This is a genomic window from Mycoplasmopsis alligatoris A21JP2 (assembly GCF_000178375.1).
In the GTDB taxonomy this organism is placed as follows: Bacteria; Bacillota_I; Bacilli_A; order Mycoplasmatales; family Metamycoplasmataceae; genus Mycoplasmopsis; species Mycoplasmopsis alligatoris.
On the sequence record NZ_ADNC01000013.1, the window covers coordinates 1 to 19,848 of the forward strand.

Consider the following 19,848-nt stretch of genomic DNA (forward strand, 5'->3'; position numbering starts at 1 on the left):
GAAGATCTTAAATATGAAATTTTAGATGATTTTGAGTATGCAAAATTTCCTTTAAATTCATACAGTGTGTTAAAAACTTTAATAAAAGTTTATAAAAAGAACGGACAAACAAAAATTTATCCTTGGTATTCAATTGATTTTAATGTACACTATCATTTATTTAAAGGTTATTCCACAACTGATAAATTAAATTATACAAATGCAAATTTATGAGATGTATTTAAACATAAAAATAATAAATTAATTGTTCCTAAAGGATTAGATGCTAATGAATTTTTTACAAAAAATATCGAAAAAATTATTTCTTTTGTTTTTTGAAAAAATAGAAACAACTTAATTTTCTGAAACAATAAGTCACTGTTACAAACTGAAGCTTTAGAGTTGTTTTTATCTATGGATAAGTCAAAAAATTATTTACATAGTACTATTTCAAACATCATTTTATCGTATTTAATATCTAATGATGAAAATGATTTTTTATCAGGTATAGATGATATTAATATAGATTTTATAGGAGTATCAAATCCTGGTAAGTTACAGATAAAAATAGATTTTTTAAATAAAAATTTAAAGTCACTATTAACAGATGAAAACAAAAATAAAATTATTGAAATTGATTTTTTTAAAGGCACTACTAGTAAATACGTAAAAGAAAACTACATTGAAAACAAAAAATTAACAATTGAAAACTCTCCATTAATTGCACACTTTATTAAAAATAACTAAAATATATGCTTCCATATTTTTCATAAATATGGTTTTTATTCGATTAAATTCTTTTGATACTATTATAGAAATTAAAGAGAGAAACCAATAAACTAAATATAGTTAATGATCAATAAATTCCAAGTAGTTTTGAATATGAAATTTTATTACCATGTTTTAAACAACTTAACATAATAATTTATGCAAATATTCTAAAACTGAAAAAACGGTTATCTATATAACGTCACATAAAACATTTGTTAATGCATTAATGAGTCAATAATTTAAAAATTTTTAACGTAAAGTCACACTTATTTATAAAAATAGACAAAATAAAATAAGACAAGAACGATGTGTCCCTAAGTGTTAGATTTTAAGTCTAACTTATTGTGATTACATCATAATGTCTTATTTTTTAAATTATTTTTTAAGTAATTTCTTAACTCTTGTTACTAAGTTATCTACATTGAACCCTTTAAGTTCATATACTTTTTGACCATCTTCACTTCAACCATATCCACTTGATAAGAATGCATCAAATTTATTGTATTTACTTAATCTAAATCACATAGAATCGCTTGTAGCTTCAATTGCAAAGATAGGTTTTTTATCAAGCCCTAGGCTTAAAGCTAAGTTTTCATCATTTATTAAATTTTGTAAATGTGGCACTGAAATTACTTGAGCTTTAATTTTTAATGATTCTAATTCTTTAGCAACTTTTAAAGCTAATTCAACTTCTGATCCACTAGCTAAAATACTTAAGTCGTACTTTATTTCATTTTTTACAACATAAGCATTTAATAATTTTGCTTTTGTAGGTAATAAATTAAATGACTTTAATGGTTGTCTACATCCAATAATAGCAATTTGATTTTTTCTATTATCTAGTGCATATTGAAACGCTGCTAGCATTTCTGATTCATCACAAGGTCTAATAACTTCCATATTTGACATTGCTCTTAACATTGGAATTTGATCAAAAGGTTGATGTGTTGGACCATCACCTCCTACTTGATAAGAATCATGAGTAAATACATGAATCCCAGGAATATTCATTAGCGCTCCAAGTCTCATTGCAGGCTTCATATAATCAGAAAAAGCTAAAAATGTAGAATCAATAGTTCTTAAGTTAGAATCTAAATAAATTCCATTATTAATTGCTGACATTGCAAACTCTCTAATTCCATATTTAATATTTTTTCCGCCTTGTGCAACAAGTTGTTTAGAAAACCCAACTTTTGTAGCAGCATATAAATCAGCACTACCTCCAACGATGTTAGGGTAATTAGCATCAATATATTGCATAATTGTTCCTATATAGTTTCTTGTTGCTACATTTGTTTCTTTAAATTCTACGCCTGTTAAATCATATTTAAAATCTTGTGATGTTATTTGTTCAAACAATTTAGCTTCTGATGGATAAGCGTTTTTGTATGCCGCATATAAGTTCATTCATTTTTCGTAAACTTCTTCTTTTTTAGCTAAAAGTTCTTGCCCATAGTCATATACGTCAGAATCATAATCAAATGGTACAGTGTTTTTTAATCCTACTTCTTCTTTAAATTTAATAGTATTTTCAACGTTTAATATACCGTTGTGTCCACTTGATTTATCTGCTACGTGAGTGTGTGGCGCAATAATTGTTTTTATTTGAACGTATGATGGTTTATCAGAATTTTTAGCATCTAATAAAGCTTTAACTATGCTAGCATGATCATTTACATCTGCGACAAAAACATTAAAATGTTGTGCTTTAAAGTACTCTAATAAATTAATTCCATTAACTTCATTTGAACGTGAATCAATTTGAATATCATTATAATCATGAATTAAAACTAATTTATTTAGGTTTAATGTTCCTGCAAGTTGAATAGCTTCAAGCGCTACTCCTTCTTGAACACATCCATCCCCATGTAATACATAAACATCGTGATTAACTATTTCATAATCCTTTTTGTTAAAATTAGCTTGTAAGTATTTTTGACTTAAAGCCATTCCAACTCCCATTGCAACTCCTTGCCCTAATGGCCCTGTTGAAGCATCAACAAAATCTGTATTTTCAATTTCTGGATGAGATGGAGTTTTTGAATGAATTTTTTTATGATTTTTCATGTCCTCTTTAGATAATAAACCTAAAAAATGCATAACTGAATACATACTCATTGAACCATGACCAGCACTTAAAACAAATCTATCTCTATCGATTCATTTTGGATCTGTTGCTGAAAATTTCATATTTTTTGCTATTAATTCGAAAGTAATTGGTGCAGCTCCTAAAGCCATTCCTATGTGACCTTGGCCAGCCTTGTTTATTGAATCAAGAGCAATGGATTGCATTGAAGCAATAAATTTTTTCTCTATTTTATTTTTCATTATTTACCTACCTTTTATGTAATTATATTAAATATTTTTTCATTTTAAACAATATGGCAATACTTGTTAAAATTAAAACAAACTTAATTGTTTGCTTATTAATTAATAATGTATAACAACAAATCTTGCAAGTCCATTTATGTCGTTTATAATTTCTAAATTAATTTGTAGTGATAATTTTTCTCAATACAAAATATGAAGAGGATTAATTTCAAAATAAATTTTTCCATTTTTGTTTAAGTAATCTTTAGCTGAATTAATGATTTTTTTATAAAAATACAAACCTTGATCACTTGCATATAAAGCATGGTGAGGTTCATAATCTAAAACGCTTTTTGAAATTTCTTCATTCTTCATTAAATAAGGCGGATTTGATACAATAATGTCAAATCTTTTATTTATATTTTTAAATAAATCAGATTGTATAATTTCTACTTTTGCATCATTTAAAATACTATTTTCTTGACTTTGTAAAATTGCCTCATTATCAATATCAGCTAATGTAATGTTAAAACATTTTTGATTTTTTTTAAGCGCTATACCGATAAAGCCTGAACCTGAACATAGATCTAAAATATCAATATTTTCCTTATGTCTAGATAAAATTAAATAAACTAATTCTTCTGTTTCATAACGAGGAATTAAAACCTTATGATTTAAATTTATTTTTACATTTGCATATTCAACATAGCCAATAATTTTTTGAATTGGGACTCTTTTAGCGATTTGTTTAATCTCAAAAAAAGATACAGTTTGTTTTAAACCATATCTTCTTTTTTCTTTGATTAGTTGACTAATCGAAGACATTAAAGACCAGCTTCTTTTAGTTTTTCATCTTGTTCTGCAGTTAAAAGTGAATCAATAATAGAATTTACTTTCCCTTCCATAACAGGAGATAAACTAGTTGAATATGAAATTCTATGGTCTGTTACACGATCTTGTGGATAGTTATAAGTTCTTATTTTTTCACTTCTAAATCCTAAACCAGCTAATTTTCTGTAACCTGATTCTTCTTCTTGTTTTTTCTTAAGTTCTAAATCGTATAGTTTCGATTTTAAAATTCTCATTGCTATTTCTTTATTTTGAATTTGACTTTTTCCTTCTTGACAAGAAACAACTATTCCGGTTGCATTATGAGTAAGTCTAACTGCTGAATCGGTTGTGTTAACTGATTGACCACCATTACCACTTGATCTAAAAACATCAACTCTAATATCTTCAGGTTTTACTTCTATTTCAATATCATCATCAATTTCGGGCATAACAGTAACGGTGGCTGTTGAGGTATGAACACGACCTTTTGTTTCAGTTACTGGAATTCTTTGAACACGATGTACACCGCTTTCAAATTTTAATTTTGAATATGGTTTTTCACCTGTAACTGTAAAAGTAATAAGAGTAAAACCTCCTGCTTCTGCTCTAGTTTCATCTAAAACTTTTAATCTCATGTCATTTTGATCGGATCATTTTTGATACATTCTAAATAAATCACCAGCAAAAATATTAGCTTCATCTCCTCCTGCTGCTCCACGAATTTCAACAATAACATTTTTTGAATCATTTTCGTCTTTAGGTAAAATTAATATTTTTAATTCCGCACCAAGTTTAGTCATTATCTCTTCGTTTTCTGAAATTTCAATTTTTGCAAGTTCGACTAGCTCAGAATCTTTTTCAGCTAACATTTCTTTTGCGTTTTTTAAGTTTTCTTCAGCATTTAAATATTTATTAAAAGAAACAACTATTTCTTCAATTGAGTTAAGTTCTTTGTTCAATTTTGTATATTTTTTAATGTCCGAAATAACATCAGGATTAGCTAAGTTTTGTTGCATTTCTTCATATTTACTTTTAATACTTAAAAGTGATTTGTACATTGTTTGTTCCATAATTTTCAATTATATTATAAAACTTGATTTTAGGCATTAAATACATTTTTTTTAGTACACATTTTATAAAAAAACTCAACACCGTTGAGTAATTAAATTAATTCACCACCTATACGTTTGTTGTCTTTATCAATGTTTAAAATTTTAACTTTTACATCTTTTCCAAGTAAAACTTCTTGGTTGTTATATTTACTTTTATGTACAAAAACACTGTCTTTAATTCCTATAAAAATAAATATTCCAAAATCAGTTATATTTAAAATTCTTCCTTCATAAGTTTCATTCACTTTTAAATCATTAATATCTTTTAAATCCAAATCAATTTTAAAACCTTTTTTATTATCTCTAATATCGCGAGTTGGGTTTTTTAGTGATTCTAAAATTAATTCAATAGTATATTTATCACTTTTGTAATCATTAATTAATTGATCAACTTTAGGTTCTTTATTAAATACGTTTTTTTCTACGTCATAGTCATATTCGGCAATGATTTTATTTGCTAATGAATAATTTTCCGGGTGAATATTGGTTTTATCTAAAAAATTATTTGAGTTAAAAATTCTTAAAAAACCAACTGCTTGTTCAAATGATTTAGGACCTAGTCCTTTAACTTTTTTTAGTTCTAATCTGTTTTTAAATTCATTATTTTCTTTACGATATTCTAAAATATTATCAGCTATTTTTGAACTTAAACCTGAAATATGAGTAAGAATTTCTTTTGTTGCTGTATTTAAATTTACACCAACTAAGTTAACGACTTTATCAACTTTAAAATCTAATGCATTACCTAAATCTTTTTGATTTAAGTCATGTTGATATTGACCAATACCAATTGATTTAGGATCTATTTTTACAATCTCGTTTAAAGGATCTTGAAATTTTCTACCTATATTTATTGCAGATCTTTGTTCAACTGATAAATCTGGAAATTCCTTAATCGCTACATCAGAAGCGCTATAAACACTAGCTCCAATTTCAGAAACTACTTCTACTGGAATGTGTAAATTAAATTTTTGTAAAACTCTTTTAATGAATTGAGTAGTTTCTTGACTGGCTGTACCATTTCCTATAACAATCATATCTACAAAATATTTATCAAGAATTTTTTTAATAATGCTTTGTGCAATGTCTGGCCTTGCATTTTTACCGTTAGGATAAATTATATCTATGTTTAAAACATCTCCATTTTTGTCTAAAAGCGCTGTTTTGCAGCCATTTATGTATGCTGGATCTATGGCTAAAACAACTTTATTTTTAACAGCGGGTGTCATTAACATACTTTCTAAATTTTGAGAAAACAAATCAATTGACTTTTCTTCAGCTCTTGTAAAAAGCATAGTAAATGTTTCTCTTTCTAAAGAAGGTTTTATTAAACGAGTCAATGAATCATCAATAGCTTGGTTAATTAAAGAAGCAGTTCTTTTGTTTTTAAAAAACATGTTACTTAAATTATGCTTAACAAGTTTGTCATTAATGTCTATTTTTAAAGTTACAATTTTTAAATTAACAGCTCTATTAATAGCTAAAATTTGGTAGTTTTGTACTTTATTTACTAAATTTTTAAATTGATAATAAAGTTTGAAATTGCTTTTTTCATCTAATGTTTCATCTTTAAGTTTTGTTTCAATTCGTCCAAAATTTAAATATTGGTTTCTAATAAAATTACGAACTTCGGTATCTTGACTAATTCATTGAGAAACAATATATAAAGCATTTTCAATTGCAAATTCAACACTTGTTACTTTATCACTTAAAAACTTTTGTGCAAAACTATACGGGTTAAATTTAATATCAGTGTTTGTAAATATTTGTTTTGCCAATTCCTCTAGACCTAAGGCAATAGCGTCAGTTGCTTTTGTTTTTTTACCTAATTTAAAGGGTTCGTAAATGGCTTCTAAATCAGCCTTTTTTGTTGTTGCTAAAATCTTTTTTTCTAAATCTTCAGTCAATAATTTTCTTTCTTTTAATATTTCAATTATTGCTTCTTGACGTTTAATTAATTCTCCAAAATAAGTGTACATAACATCTATTTGATAAATTGTTTCCTCATCAAGTCCTTCGGTCACTTCTTTACGATAACGAGAAATAAAAGGAATAGTATTCCCCTCTTGTAATAAATCTAGTGTTTTTTTAATACGATTTTGTGAAATATTTAATTCACTTGCTACGAAATTAAGTGCTTTGTTCATTTGTTTTTACCTTTTTAGTTTTTTGTTTTTTTGTACCTTTAATAATTTTGTTTCATTTTCTAATTTCTTTGTAAGTGTTTATTTGTAAACTATTAAAAAGATTTTCATAATCAGAAATATTAATAGTATCTGGTAAATCATTTGCGGCAGTTAACATAGAAATAATTGTGCTTTCTAAGTTTTCTGTTGTTGCTAAGACAACATGGCTTTGTGTGTTTTTAATATTAAAAATTGTATCTTTGTTAAAAATTATTAATGAACCACACACAAACTTTTTACGTGCTGCTTTAAAAAGATGTTTAATATGGTTATCATTTTGAATTACAGGATTTTTAATTTTATTTTTTTTACCTTTTGAATTAGTGATTATTAAAAATTCACTTGCTGCATCACCAGTTATATTTCCAGAATAGTATTTTTGTTCAACTACTAAAATAAGTTTAGATGTTAATAAGATTCCATCAACTTCAAACATATTGCCATCATAGCTGTATGTTCCTCCGGGTAAATATTTAATTCTTTTATTTTGACAAAAATTTTGAATTTGTTTATTTACATGTTGCTCAAAAATAAAGCCTTTTGATTTATATTTTTTATTTTTTATATATGCATATGTAAAAAGTAACATTGTTGCAATAACCAACATTAGCATTCCAATTATTCCAAGAATAGTAAATAGTAAATGGTTATTTATTTGAGTTTTTGAAGTAATATTTTCAAAAAAAAGTTGTGCTGTTTGTTTCATAGTTTAATTATAAGCAACATTTTAAAAAATAACTTAATTAATATATTTTATTTACAAAAAAACGACCTAAGCCGTTTCTTATTTTTGATTAGGAAAAGACATGTTGTCATTTCTATAATTTTTAAATTTAATTACATAAACCATAAATGGATTAAAATATGCCCTTGTAAATCCTTGACAGAACAAGAAGAAGAATGGAGCTACTAATCCACCTAAAATCATTGTAAATGTTGCTATTAACAATGATCTTATTGTATCGTTTGATGCTATATCACCGTTAAATAAGTAAAATAGTGCAGGAGTTTGTTGCGCTAATCCTCTAGCTGGATTTATAGCTGCTGTTCCACCTAAAATACCCATTCAAACTGATAAAGATATTACAAACATAATAAGAACATCTCTGTATTTATCTTTAATGTTTGGTGAAAAAATTGGGAATAATAACACTGAAGTCATAACCATTTCTATAAAGAAAATTCATGTTCCTCCAGCTGCTAGTAGAGAATCTGTGTTATTTGGGACTACATTTCCAAATGCTTTTTTTGCCGAATTTAAGGCCATTATAGGTGAATTTGGAAATTCAGAACCTGAGGTCATTTTTCCAATTCCAAATATAATTGCACCAGCAATAATACATCCTATTATTTGCATTGAAATTTTCATAGAAGTATATTTACCTGTATTTGTACCATTTAAATATCTAGTGATAGAAACCGCTGGATTTAAATCACAACTTCAACGTAAAAATATTGCTAAACATAATCCTACAACAATAAACCCGGCAAAAAATCCTACGATAATATTGTGTAACAGAAAGATATGTTCAATTTGAGTTGTACCAACATTTAAACTTAAACCTGCAAGTCCAAGTGAAATAAATATTGTTCCAATTAATTCAGAAAAAGCATGTTTTAATCATGTTTTAGTATCTTTAGGCTGCTGCACATGATGCCTTTTTTCTTTAGTTAGTTTAAAGAAACCAAATAATTTTTGTAATTTAGTTTCATTATTCATTGTTTCGTTTTTCATTGTTTCCTTTTAATTATTTTTTAACCGTTTTTAATTTTTTCATCCGGTTGTATAGTCAGAGCTTTTGAAAAATCACTTTTTTGAGCATCATCAGCATTATTAAGTGTAATTGTTGCAATTTGTGTTAAAGCAACATTTGTTAAAAAAGCTTGGTGAGAAGTAATTAAAACATTTTTCATTTTAATTAGTTCATTTCATTCAGGATCAAGCTTTTGATATTCTTCAGCACGAGTAGAAATATCTTCATAGAATCTACCTTCTTCTCTTTCAAGCACATCACTTGCTAAACCGCCAATAATTCCTTTTTTAAGTCCATCAATAACATCAGTAATATTCATTAATTCACCTCTAGCGGTATTAACAATAATTACTCCATGTTTCATTAATCTTATTGCATCTTCATCAATTACGTAACGTGTTGAAGGAAGTAATGGCGCATGAAGTGAGATAAAATCACTTTCTTTTAAAACTTTTGTTAATGGTGCATATTCAAAACCTAATTCATTTGCTAAATTTGGAAAATTCTCTTCATTAAATGAGTCAAAAACTAAAACTTTTGCGCCCATTCCTTTTGCTATTTTAACAAATGATTGACCGATTTTTCCACCACCAATAACTCCTATTGTTGAACCATGAACACATAATCCATCAAGTCCATTTAAAGAAAAATTGTATTTTTTTACTCTTCTATTTGCTATAACTATTTTTCTGTTCAAAGCCATCATAGAACCCATTGCAAATTCAGATACTGATTCTGCTGAATAATTAGGGATTCTAAATACACTTATCCCAAGTTCTTCCGCTTTTGCTAAATCAACTTTGTTATACCCCATTGATCTTTGCAATCATACTTTGATACCTTCTTTAGCTAATAATTCTAAAATAAATTTATCACCAAATGTGTTTACAAAACCACAAACAGCATCAAATCCTTTAGCTAATTTAACTGTATTAATTCCTAAATTTTCTTTAAAATAAGTTATTTCATGACGACCATTATTTACTTTATCAAAATATTTAATGTCATATTCTTTTGCATCAAAAAATGCTATTTTCATATTAACTCCTAATAGATTTTATTAATATAAATAAAATCACAATAATTATATATTTTTCTATTTTTCATATCATATTTTTAATGGTTAAAAAACAAAAAAATGGAAATATTACTAATTTTCATATTTTTGTTTTATAAAAAAGTAAATTTTTTCTTTATTTGCCTATTTCATTGATGAAAAAGTAAATAATTCAAAGTAAACAAATTTAATTATTTTCCTTTTTATGTGTTTTTACTAAGAAAAATACATATTAAATTGGAGGAAAAATGAAAGATTATTTATTATATTATTCATGAATTAATAATGGAGATAATTACAAAGTATTTTTATCATTAAAAAATAAAATGCCAATGGATCATGAAAAACTTAAAACAATAAAGCATTACCTAACTAAAAACAATATTAATTACATAACGTTTGTTGATGTTAATTATCCTGAAAAATTATTAGTTTATAAATATCCACCTTATGTTATTTACTATAAAGGTAATTATGATATTTTAAACAAGGACAATATTTACTGTATAACCGCTGAAAAAGTTGGGCAAAAAACAGATGAGTATTTTAATCAGAACAAAGATATATTAATAAAAAATACGACCTTACTTACTAATTTGTATAAAAATTTTGACCAAGAAATTAACGGATATTACAAAATGCACAATAAAGATATTATTAGACTTTTTGCTTATGGTTTTAATTGAGATAAAAACGAACAAGGTGATATAAAAATGGAAAATGAATTATGAATTTCTCAATATCCGCCTGAAACTCATCCAAAAAACCATCGTTTTAGAGAAAGAAATTTAATAACAGCTGCTTTAGCTAAAGAGTTAATTATTATTTCTTCTTTACAAGAAAGTAAAATAATTCACTTAGCAAATTACTTTTCAGAAATTGGAAAAGAAGTAAATTGTTTTCCAGGAATCTCTTTAGATGATGGAAATAATGAACTAATAAAAATGGGAGCAAATTTAATAACCCAAATAAGCGATGTAATTGTGTACTAAAAAAACAGCAAGAACTGTTTTTTATTGTTTTTTGTTTTCAGTAAAACTTATTTTTTTACTGTAACTTTTCTTTCTGTATAAACTGAAGCAAACTTTCTGTTTCTTCTTGTTTCATATTTAACATATCCATCGATTAACATGAAAAGTGTATCATCACTTCCACGTCCTACATTAACACCAGGAAAAATTTTTGTACCTCTTTGACGGTAAATAATTGATCCTGCTGTTGCAAATTGTCCATCACCTAACTTAGCACCTAATCTTTTACTGTGACTATCACGTCCATTACGGGTCGAACCACCGGCTTTCGTATGTGCCATTTCTTACCCCTTAATCTCTGTTATTTTAACACGTGTATATGGTTGACGGTGTCCAAGTTTTCTTTTGTGTGTTGACTTTGCATTGTGACGGTAAACAACGATTTTTTTCGCTTTACCTTGTTTTTCGATGATTCCGCTAACTTGAGCGCTTTTTAAATATGGTTTACCAATTTTAGAATTTACAAGTAATACTTTGTCAAATGTAACTGTATCACCTTCATTTCCTTCAATTTTTTCAATAAAAATTGTTTGGTCTTTTTTAACAAGTAATTGTTTGCCACCTGTTTCGATAATTGCTAACATGCAATACCTCCAAATGTGGTCGCGTCCTTGAGGTGCTATGCTTGAATACCTTTTTGGAACGGTTACTGAAAGTAACATACATATTATAAGCAAAAAGTAAAAAATTCCTAACAAAAAATTGCTTGATTTTATGTAATTTTGTTTTGATTTTTTTGTCTATTTTATAGGTAAATTAGACTAAAAGTTTAAAAACATTGCTTCTGAGCTTGATATGTTGCTTGCTTTTGATTCTCATTTATATGTTGTATCACTAGTTTTTATTTCACCTTTTGCAGAATTAACAGATTTAACTAATCCTACAACTGAATTTATTACGCCAAATATTAAAGGAATTGCGCTCATTAAAGTTGTTACTAATGTACCAACTTCAATTTTGTGCATTTCTTCTTGACTTAATTTTTCTAAATTTTCTATTTTCATATACCTCCGTTTTTGTTATTGCTAAAAAGGTAAATAAAAACAAAAAAGGCATAAAGTCCTTTTTATTCCACGAAATTGGTATTAAAACTACCGATAATATTTTTAACAGGCATTATTGAGATAAATAATGCTCTATCAACTTGTTTTAAATCATTTATTATATTTTTTGTTTCTAGTAATAACATTACCGTTTCTACCTTGTATATAGGTTTTCCGGTGTATCCACTAGTTAAAGCAGAAACTTCATAACCATGTCAATATTTAATAAGTTTTAAATATGCTAGAACTTTAGCTGGATCAGAACAAGAAATAGATAAAACGACTTTTTTATATTTAGGATACAAGATATTTAAAACAACATTGGTAACTAATATATAGGCAAATGTGGATAATTCCCTCATTCCAAAAATTATTTTGTTTCCATTTCCATCTGTATTAGGTTTAATAAAACTAAATATTATTAAGAAAATAGTTGCAGTAGAGAATGAAACTAAACTCATTAAAATAGCTATATTTTTCTTTGTTTTAGTTGAATAATAATAAACAATAATATCAGTTCCCCCAGTAGATCCACCAGCTTTTCAAGTTAGCGCTATACTAACTGCTATAAAAAATGAACCAAGTGAACCATATAATAAAATAGGTCAAGTAATTTCATGTTTATCAATACTTCAATTAGGAACGAAATTAAATAATTTAAATAAAGTATCATGCACAATAGGAACAGTAAAAATTATATTAACCCCAATTTGAGTAATCATAAAAATTAAAGTAAGTCAAATAAAACTTCTTTTAATTTTAAGGCCAAAAGTCAAAAACAAAGGTACATTTATACCTAAATAAATTAAGGCGAAATATGGTTTTAAAACTGGAAAAGATAGTTGTAAAAGTGTAGGAACTCCAGTTAATCCTGAAGGTATAGTATCAGCTCTGTCTAAAAATAACTGAATTCCAAAGTTGAAGATAAAAGCTGCAAAAATTACCATTAAAATTCTTATTCAGTATTTTGTAATAAAACGTTTTGGAGTAAGTTTTGTTTCTCGGTTATTCAAAAGATGTTTACCCATACTGTATTTAATTAATTCAGCATTAACATCAATTTCTTTTTGGTCAATTTCTATATTTTGGTTAATTTCAAGATGTTCGTTAGGACCAATGATTTTGGTTTGATCAATTGAGTCTGATTCATTCTTATTTTTCTTAATCATGTATACAATTATAAGTTATTTATAAAAAACTACTTTTATATATTTGCAAAAATTATGAAAAAAAACTCTCCATTGAGAGCTTTAATTAAAATTTAATATGACATTGAATATTTGGATGTTTATCTGTAAAATCTTGGTGATATTCTTCAGCTAAAAAGTAATTTTTTAGTTCTAAAATTTCCGTAACAACCTTGCCACTAATGTTTTTAGATAATTGTGCAATTTTATTTTCTATTATTGCTTTATCATCTTGATTAACGTAATAAATTCCATTTCTATATTGAGTACCATAATCTGGACCTTGGTAATTTAAAGCGGTTGGATCAATTACACTAAATAATGCTTCAACTATTTTTTCTAGCGAAGTAATTTTTTCATCATAAAAAATTTCTACTGCTTCAACAGCGTTTGTATTTTGAGTTTTAACTTGTTCATAAATTGGATTGTCAATTTTTGAATTTGCATATCCTACAGTAGTTTTAGTAACTCCTGCAATAGTTTTAAAAAAACCTTGTACTCCTCAAAAACAACCACCTGCTACATAAACTTTTTTCATATTTTCTCCTAAATGAATAAAAAACGCATGAAGCGTTTTTCAATTATTTTTCTATTTTAATTTTTACACTTGGTCCCATTGTTGCTGATACTGTTAAGTTTAACATGTAAGTACCTTTAACAACTGATGGTTTAAGTTTTCTAATTAAAGAAATAACAGTTTTAGCATTTTCAACTAAATTTTCTGTTGGCATGCTTGATTTTCCGATTAATGTATGTACAATTCCGGCTTTATCTGTACGATAGTTAGCTTTACCTTTTTTAAGTTCTTCAACTGCTTTTTCAGGTGTAGGTGTAACTGTTCCTGTTTTAGGGTTAGGCATTAAACCTTTAGGTCCAAGTTTCTTCCCATATTTTCCTAATAAAGGCATCATTGCAGGGTCAGCAACCATAACGTCAAAATCAAAGTTATCTTCTTTAATTTTTTGTTCTAATGCAGGACCATCAACTACAATGTCAGCTCCAGCTGCTTGAGCAGCTTTTTGTTTTTCAGGCGAGTTTGTAACAACTAAAACTCTTACTTTTTTACCTGTACCAAATGGTAATAAAACTGATCCTCTTAATTGTTGTTCAGCTTTACGAACATCTAAGTTTAAGTTAAATGCTAAGTCGATTGATGAATCAAATTTTGCATATGATGTTTTTTTAGCTAATTCAATTGCATCTACTAATTCGTAAACTGCATTTCTATCAAATGATTCACGAGCAGCTGTTAAGTTTTTAGATAATTTTCTCATAATTATTCAACATCTCCTTCTGCTTGTTTTTCACCAATAACATTAACTTCAATAGCTTTGTTTTTTGATTCTTTCATTTCAGCTTCTGCTGATGATAATGATTCTTGTTTAGCTTTTGCTAATGCTGAAGCTTTAGATGCTGCTTTAGCTTCTGCTTTTAGTTTAAAAATATCATCATATCCTTCAACTAAAATTCCCATGTTTTTTGCTGTACCAGCAATTGTTGACATAGCTGCTTCAACATCATCTGTGTTTAAGTCAGGTAATTTGTATTCAGCAATTTCTCTTAATTGTGATTCTTTAATTGTTGCAACGATTGTTGTTTTAGCATTAGCTGATCCAGCTTTTAATTTAGCAGCTTCTTTTAATTTGTATGAAGCTGGTGATGTATAAAGTTTAAAATCAAATGATTTATCTTTATAAACTGTAATTTGTACAGGAACAGGTTCTGATCCTCTGTCTCTTGTAGCATCATTAAATGCTCTTGTAAATTCAGGCATGTTAATTCCAACACCAGCTAATGAAGGTCCAGGTTTAGCTTGACCAGCATTAAATTGAAGTTTAGCTACACGTACTACTTCTTTTTTTGCCATAATGTATCCTTTCGATATTGTGGTACTAATGATATTGTGTATCTCCCACTAGTTAGAGGCAATAATTAATTGCTTTTAGATTATATAGTAAAAATTTAAATATAGAAACGAAATTTATGAGTTTTTTTAATAATTTATTCAGTTATTTTATAGGTCAAATTAAAAGAAAAAGAAGACTATTTTTCGTCTTCTTCATCTAAATCATCATATAAATCATCTTTATCTACTTCTACAAGTTTTGACTTAATTTCTTTAAGTTGTTTTTTAAGAGTTGTACTTGTTCTATCAACTTCAGGAGTAGATTTTATTTGACCAAAATTAATTTTTAAACCACTTAAGTTTTTATCTGTTTCTTCGTCGCTAAACAAAATAACAGGAACTATAACTGGATCTCTTCTCTTTTCTTTGTAAAATAAATTCTTTAATCTTTCAGTAAGTAATTGTTTTAAATCCACAACATTTCAGTCTTTTGTATTTTTTATATAGTGTAATGTTGTACCATGTGAAATACGTTTTGTTTCTTCAACTAAGCTTTGAGCAGTTTTTACAAAAAAGCATCCTCTACTAATCAAATGTGGCTTACCTATAATGGTATTTGTTTTTTTATTTATTACTAAAACCACTGAAACAAAACCTGATTGACTTAAATTCGAACGTTCTTTAATTATATTTGCATTTAAATTTAATGCATTATTACCATCAATATAAATAGGTCCATAATTTATTCGTTCTGTAGTTTCACTTACTTCTTTATTAAGCATGTTATAAACTACACCGGCTTGCGGAATTATTATATTTTTAGGATCAACACCATTTTCAACTGCACTTTGTCCATGAACAATGCACATTCTATATTCACCATGATATGGTAAAAAGAATTTTGGTTTTGTTAATTGAAAAATCTTAGCATGCTCATGTTTGTAGGCATGTCCTGAAGTATGTAAATAACCATCAGGTCCATTTTCTTTAATAATTGCACCTAACTTATAAAGTCTATTGATTAACAGTTCAATAACCATTCTATTTCCAGGAATAGGGCTAGAAGAAAAAATTATTGTATCACCTTTAACAATTTTTACGCTAGCATGCTTACCATATGACATTCTTGATAATGCCGCTAATTGCTCACCTTGTGAACCAGTAGTTAAAATAACTAGTTCATTATCCTTAATTGATGAAAGATGTTTTTTATCAACAAAAACTGTACTTGGAACGTCAATATATCCAAGTTTTCTACCTATTTTCACACCTTGAATCATTGAGCGTCCAAAAGTAATAACCTTTTTATTTAATCTTGCAGCTAGGTCAATAATTACTTTTACTCTAGTTAAGTTTGATGCAAAAGCCGTAACAATTATTTTTCCTTTTGCTTCTAAAAAATGTTTTTCTATATCAGTTAAAATATCTTTTTCAGAAGGTGAGTGAAACGGTCTCATAGCGTTAGTTGAATCTGAAAGTAAAACAGTTAAACCTTCTTTTCCTATTTGGTCTAATCTAGAAAAATCTGTGTAATTTCCAATAGGTGTATAATCAAATCTAAAATCACCAGTACACATTAAACTACCATTTGGTGTAGTTAATCGAATTCCAAATGCATCAGGAATAGAGTGCTGTGCTGTTCAAAAATCAACAACACATCCTTCAGGAAACTTGTATACTGCACTTTTTTCAATCTCAATAAATTTAATGTCTTTTTGATTTATTCCATGCTCATCAAATTTTAATTGTAAATATTGAATGGCTATTCTAGGTGCAAATATTTTCTTAACATTAACTTGTTTTACTAGATGAACTACTCCTCCAATATGGTCTTCATGTCCATGTGTAATAAATAGACCTTCAACAATTTTTCCTGGTTGATTAAGGTATGAATAATCAGGAATTATTCCTTTTATTCCAGTAGTATAAGTATCTGCAAATTTTATTCCAGCATCTAAAATAAAAATATGGTTATTGTGCTCAACAAGTAAAGTAGATTTACCTATTTCTTGAACACCTCCCAAGGGTATTAATCTTGTCGGTATCATAAATCTCCTATGTATAATAATATTGACTTTTTAGTATTAAATTACGCTTTGTAAATTAATTATTATTATAATATAGTTGTCGATAATAGATACATAAAAATTATTTTTTTAAGAATTCGTCGTATTTTTTAAAAAAGTTGCTATTTAATAGCCAAAAAAGTTTTTATATTGATTTCTTAATTCATTAATTAACAAATTAATTTTTGTTCTACTATAATTTTGCCTATCATTTGTTGAATAAATTTTCTTTAAAACTTGTAGTTTTTTTACATCTATAGTTTTAATAAAATTATTCATATCTATTCTGTTTAATTTTTTAGACAAAGCAGAATTTCCTTCTTTTTGTGAATTCATAAAAAACTTTATTTTTTCACCATCATATCATGTTAAAGAATTTTCAAATCTTACTTGTGCACAGTTAAATTTGTTAAATTCATTTAAAATTTTGAACTTAATGGTATTTAATAAATATTTTTCAAAAGGTATTGAATATGATGAATCAAATTTATTTATTATTTCAAATAAATTAGCGCACACTATTTGAAAAACATCATCGCTTTTTGCTCTATTGTACTTAAAATAATTAAATTTTGATTTAGTCCATATATTAATTATTGGACTAAGTTTTCTTATATAAATCATTAATAATTTACTTTCAGTAATCATTCCATATTTATCTAAATTGAAATATGAAATAACCTCAGGCTTGAAGTTTTGAATACTAATTTTTCTCATTTTTTCCTTATTGATTTTTTATTATTTCAAAAAGTAAAATTCCGGTTGCTACTGAAACATTTAGTGATTGAACAGTTCCAAATTGTTCAATATAAATTTTTTGATCAGCCATATTTAAAGTGCTTTTAGAAACTCCATTACCTTCATTTCCAACAATTAATGCTACTTGTTCTGAATATGAAACTTGATTATATGCCTGAGCTTTTTTATCTAATGCAGAAGCATAAACTCAAAAGTTATTATTCTTTAAAAAATTTATAGTAGCTGAAACACTATTAACTCTAATAAATTTAATACCTATAAAACCTCCGCTTGAAACTTTTATAACTGTTGAATTTATTTCAGCACTTCTATCTCTAGGTAAAATTATGTGTTTTACTCCAGCAGCATTTGCACTTCTTATTATTGCTCCTAAATTATGAGGATCTTGAATATGATCTAAAACTAATACTAATTTAGGTTTGTCAATTATTAAAGAGTTTAAATTAGAATAATTAATTTCTTTAATAGTAGCTAAAAATCCCTGATGGTTTTCATTAGTTCATTCTTCCATCTTTTCTTTTCGAATTACTTCGACTGGAAATTTTGCGTTCTTGAAAAATTTCTTGTTTTGTTCGTGCAGTAAAAAAACTTTTTCTATTGGCCAATTATTGTTGTATGCATCTACAACCGAATTCTTCCCGCACATAATTAATTTTTTCATAAGTCTACCCTCGTATTTTCCTTTTTTGGTTCATTTTTAGTTTTAAATTAATTCATTATCAATTAAAATTTTTCGATATTTATCTGCTGATTCATAATTTTTATTACTTAATTCTTTTTGTCAATCTAAATATACATTTTTCATTTTCTCATAGACTAAAAAGTCAAAACTAAAACCTAAATCTTTAAATACTTTTATAAGTGTATTTGCAATTATAAAGTCAAAATTTTTGTTCAAATTTTTTAGTTGTTGATTTAAAATAAAATTAAATCTACTATTGTTAAATTCAACGATTTTCAAATTTAATTCTTTATATAACTCTTGATTTATTTCATTAGATAAGTTGTCTTGTAAAAATAATTTAAAACTTAATTGTTTAATTTTACTAAATGCTTTTTGAGCATTTTTTATAAATTCTTCATCTAAATTCATGGGACTAGTAATGTCTGATAAAAGTTGAATCATTCTAAAAACATTAGGTCCATATTGTTCTAAAAAATCTTTAGCTAAAACTACATTACCCAATGATTTAGACATTTTTTGACCAGCAAAATTAATATGTCCACAATGTAATCATTTTTTAGTTATTTGCCTATTATATAGTGCAAAATGTTGAATATTTTCATTTTCATGATGAGGAAATTTAAGATCGATTCCACCACTATGAATATCTAAAGATTCTCCATTAAAATATTTTTTTATTAATGCGCTACATTCTGTGTGTCACCCTGGACGACCTGGTCCAAACGAGCTATTAAATTTAACACCTATATTAGTATTTTTTCAAAGTGCAAAATCGCTTGGATGATTTTTCTGAACATTTTCATTTTCAAAAATCATTTTATCTATTTTTTGTTTTGAAACTATACCATAGTTATTTTCATATTTTTTTACATCAAATAAAACGTTTTTATTTAAATCAAAATAAGCACTTTTATTATTTAATAATTCTTGAATATAATCTGTAATCAAATCCATGTTTTTTCTAACATAAACTAAATGAGTAATAGTATCAATTTTTAAAGCATTCAACAACTCTTTATATTGTTTAGCATATTTTGTTGAAATTTCTAATTCATCAACTTTTAATTCAATAGCTTTATTAATTATTTTGTCATCAATATCTGTTATATTGTGCACAAAAATAAAAGGAATATTTAAATTTCTATTCGCTTTTAAAAATAAATCAATTGTTGTTATTGGTCTAATATTTCCAATGTGTAAATCACTATAAACGGTTGGTCCACAAACATAA

Annotated in this window: 20 protein-coding genes; 2 read left to right on the plus strand and 18 right to left on the minus strand. The window is 26.6% G+C overall.

Annotated elements, in window-relative coordinates; genetic code table 4:
- A partial coding sequence (locus MALL_RS04495; protein ID WP_005683494.1) for an MAG3240 family lipoprotein occupies nucleotides 1-726 on the plus strand: 726 nt, incomplete at its 5' end.
- Nucleotides 727-1,125: 399 nt separating this feature from the next.
- On the opposite strand, the gene MALL_RS01755 is transcribed toward MALL_RS04495, so the two are convergent.
- The 7 genes from MALL_RS01755 to MALL_RS01785 form a co-directional block, all read right to left on the minus strand.
- Nucleotides 1,126-3,078, minus strand: coding sequence for a transketolase-like TK C-terminal-containing protein (locus MALL_RS01755; RefSeq protein WP_005683483.1), 1,953 nt, complete (start codon nucleotides 3,076-3,078; stop codon nucleotides 1,126-1,128).
- Between the two features lie 102 nt (nucleotides 3,079-3,180).
- Nucleotides 3,181-3,885 carry a peptide chain release factor N(5)-glutamine methyltransferase gene (gene prmC, locus MALL_RS01760; protein ID WP_005683498.1) on the minus strand — a complete coding sequence of 235 codons (705 nt, stop codon included), beginning with the start codon at nucleotides 3,883-3,885 and terminating at the stop codon, nucleotides 3,181-3,183.
- The gene (gene prfA, locus MALL_RS01765; RefSeq protein ID WP_040545534.1) at nucleotides 3,885-4,961 is read right to left on the minus strand and encodes a peptide chain release factor 1; all 1,077 of its coding nucleotides are present in this window, start codon (nucleotides 4,959-4,961) and stop codon (nucleotides 3,885-3,887) included. Before prfA ends, prmC begins: the two co-directional genes overlap by 1 nt.
- A 92-nt stretch (nucleotides 4,962-5,053) precedes the next feature.
- Nucleotides 5,054-7,150, minus strand: a complete 2,097-nt coding sequence (locus MALL_RS01770) for a helix-hairpin-helix domain-containing protein (protein ID WP_005683485.1) — start codon at nucleotides 7,148-7,150, stop codon at nucleotides 5,054-5,056.
- Nucleotides 7,134-7,895, minus strand: a complete 762-nt coding sequence (locus tag MALL_RS01775) for a nuclease-related domain-containing protein (protein WP_005683503.1) — start codon at nucleotides 7,893-7,895, stop codon at nucleotides 7,134-7,136. Before MALL_RS01775 ends, MALL_RS01770 begins: the two co-directional genes overlap by 17 nt.
- Before the next feature lie 78 nt (nucleotides 7,896-7,973).
- Nucleotides 7,974-8,924 carry an aquaporin gene (locus MALL_RS01780; RefSeq protein WP_005683492.1) on the minus strand — a complete coding sequence of 317 codons (951 nt, stop codon included), beginning with the start codon at nucleotides 8,922-8,924 and terminating at the stop codon, nucleotides 7,974-7,976.
- Between the two features lie 20 nt (nucleotides 8,925-8,944).
- Nucleotides 8,945-9,982 (minus strand): NAD(P)-dependent oxidoreductase, encoded by a 1,038-nt coding sequence (locus MALL_RS01785; protein ID WP_005683493.1) that lies wholly within the window; start codon nucleotides 9,980-9,982, stop codon nucleotides 8,945-8,947.
- 266 nt (nucleotides 9,983-10,248) lie between these two features.
- Here MALL_RS01785 and MALL_RS01790 point away from each other — a divergent pair, with 266 nt between their 5' ends.
- Nucleotides 10,249-10,992 carry a DNA-processing protein DprA gene (locus MALL_RS01790; protein WP_005683499.1) on the plus strand — a complete coding sequence of 248 codons (744 nt, stop codon included), beginning with the start codon at nucleotides 10,249-10,251 and terminating at the stop codon, nucleotides 10,990-10,992.
- A 47-nt stretch (nucleotides 10,993-11,039) separates the two neighbouring features.
- Here the strand turns inward: MALL_RS01790 and rpmA are convergent, their stop codons facing one another.
- The 11 genes from rpmA to MALL_RS01845 all read right to left on the minus strand — a co-directional run.
- The gene (rpmA, locus tag MALL_RS01795; protein WP_005683480.1) at nucleotides 11,040-11,312 is read right to left on the minus strand and encodes a 50S ribosomal protein L27; all 273 of its coding nucleotides are present in this window, start codon (nucleotides 11,310-11,312) and stop codon (nucleotides 11,040-11,042) included.
- Nucleotides 11,313-11,315: 3 nt separating this feature from the next.
- Nucleotides 11,316-11,615, minus strand: a complete 300-nt coding sequence (gene rplU / locus MALL_RS01800) for a 50S ribosomal protein L21 (protein WP_005683500.1) — start codon at nucleotides 11,613-11,615, stop codon at nucleotides 11,316-11,318.
- 177 nt (nucleotides 11,616-11,792) lie between these two features.
- Nucleotides 11,793-12,035 (minus strand): hypothetical protein, encoded by a 243-nt coding sequence (locus MALL_RS01805; RefSeq protein ID WP_005683482.1) that lies wholly within the window; start codon nucleotides 12,033-12,035, stop codon nucleotides 11,793-11,795.
- A 62-nt stretch (nucleotides 12,036-12,097) separates the two neighbouring features.
- Nucleotides 12,098-13,243: a YitT family protein gene (locus tag MALL_RS01810; protein ID WP_005683502.1), complete on the minus strand. Its 1,146-nt coding sequence runs from the start codon at nucleotides 13,241-13,243 to the stop codon at nucleotides 12,098-12,100.
- An 85-nt stretch (nucleotides 13,244-13,328) separates the two neighbouring features.
- Nucleotides 13,329-13,799, minus strand: coding sequence for a peptide-methionine (S)-S-oxide reductase MsrA (gene msrA, locus MALL_RS01815; RefSeq protein WP_005683491.1), 471 nt, complete (start codon nucleotides 13,797-13,799; stop codon nucleotides 13,329-13,331).
- Between the two features lie 43 nt (nucleotides 13,800-13,842).
- The gene (gene rplA, locus MALL_RS01820; RefSeq protein ID WP_211204446.1) at nucleotides 13,843-14,538 is read right to left on the minus strand and encodes a 50S ribosomal protein L1; all 696 of its coding nucleotides are present in this window, start codon (nucleotides 14,536-14,538) and stop codon (nucleotides 13,843-13,845) included.
- A complete protein-coding gene (gene rplK / locus MALL_RS01825; RefSeq protein ID WP_005683496.1) occupies nucleotides 14,538-15,128 on the minus strand; it encodes a 50S ribosomal protein L11 in 591 nt (196 codons plus the stop codon). The genes rplA and rplK overlap by 1 nt, the downstream gene beginning before the upstream one ends.
- A 176-nt stretch (nucleotides 15,129-15,304) precedes the next feature.
- Entirely contained in the window at nucleotides 15,305-17,155 is a 1,851-nt protein-coding gene (locus MALL_RS01830; protein ID WP_005683489.1) for a ribonuclease J, read from the minus strand.
- 144 nt (nucleotides 17,156-17,299) lie between these two features.
- The gene (locus tag MALL_RS01835; RefSeq protein ID WP_005683486.1) at nucleotides 17,300-17,890 is read right to left on the minus strand and encodes a sigma-70 RNA polymerase sigma factor region 4 domain-containing protein; all 591 of its coding nucleotides are present in this window, start codon (nucleotides 17,888-17,890) and stop codon (nucleotides 17,300-17,302) included.
- A gap of 7 nt (nucleotides 17,891-17,897) precedes the next feature.
- Nucleotides 17,898-18,593, minus strand: a complete 696-nt coding sequence (gene rlmB / locus MALL_RS01840; RefSeq protein WP_005683488.1) for a 23S rRNA (guanosine(2251)-2'-O)-methyltransferase RlmB — start codon at nucleotides 18,591-18,593, stop codon at nucleotides 17,898-17,900.
- 42 nt (nucleotides 18,594-18,635) lie between these two features.
- On the minus strand, nucleotides 18,636-19,848 hold a 1,213-nt coding region (locus MALL_RS01845; protein ID WP_005683490.1), incomplete at its 5' end, for a class I tRNA ligase family protein.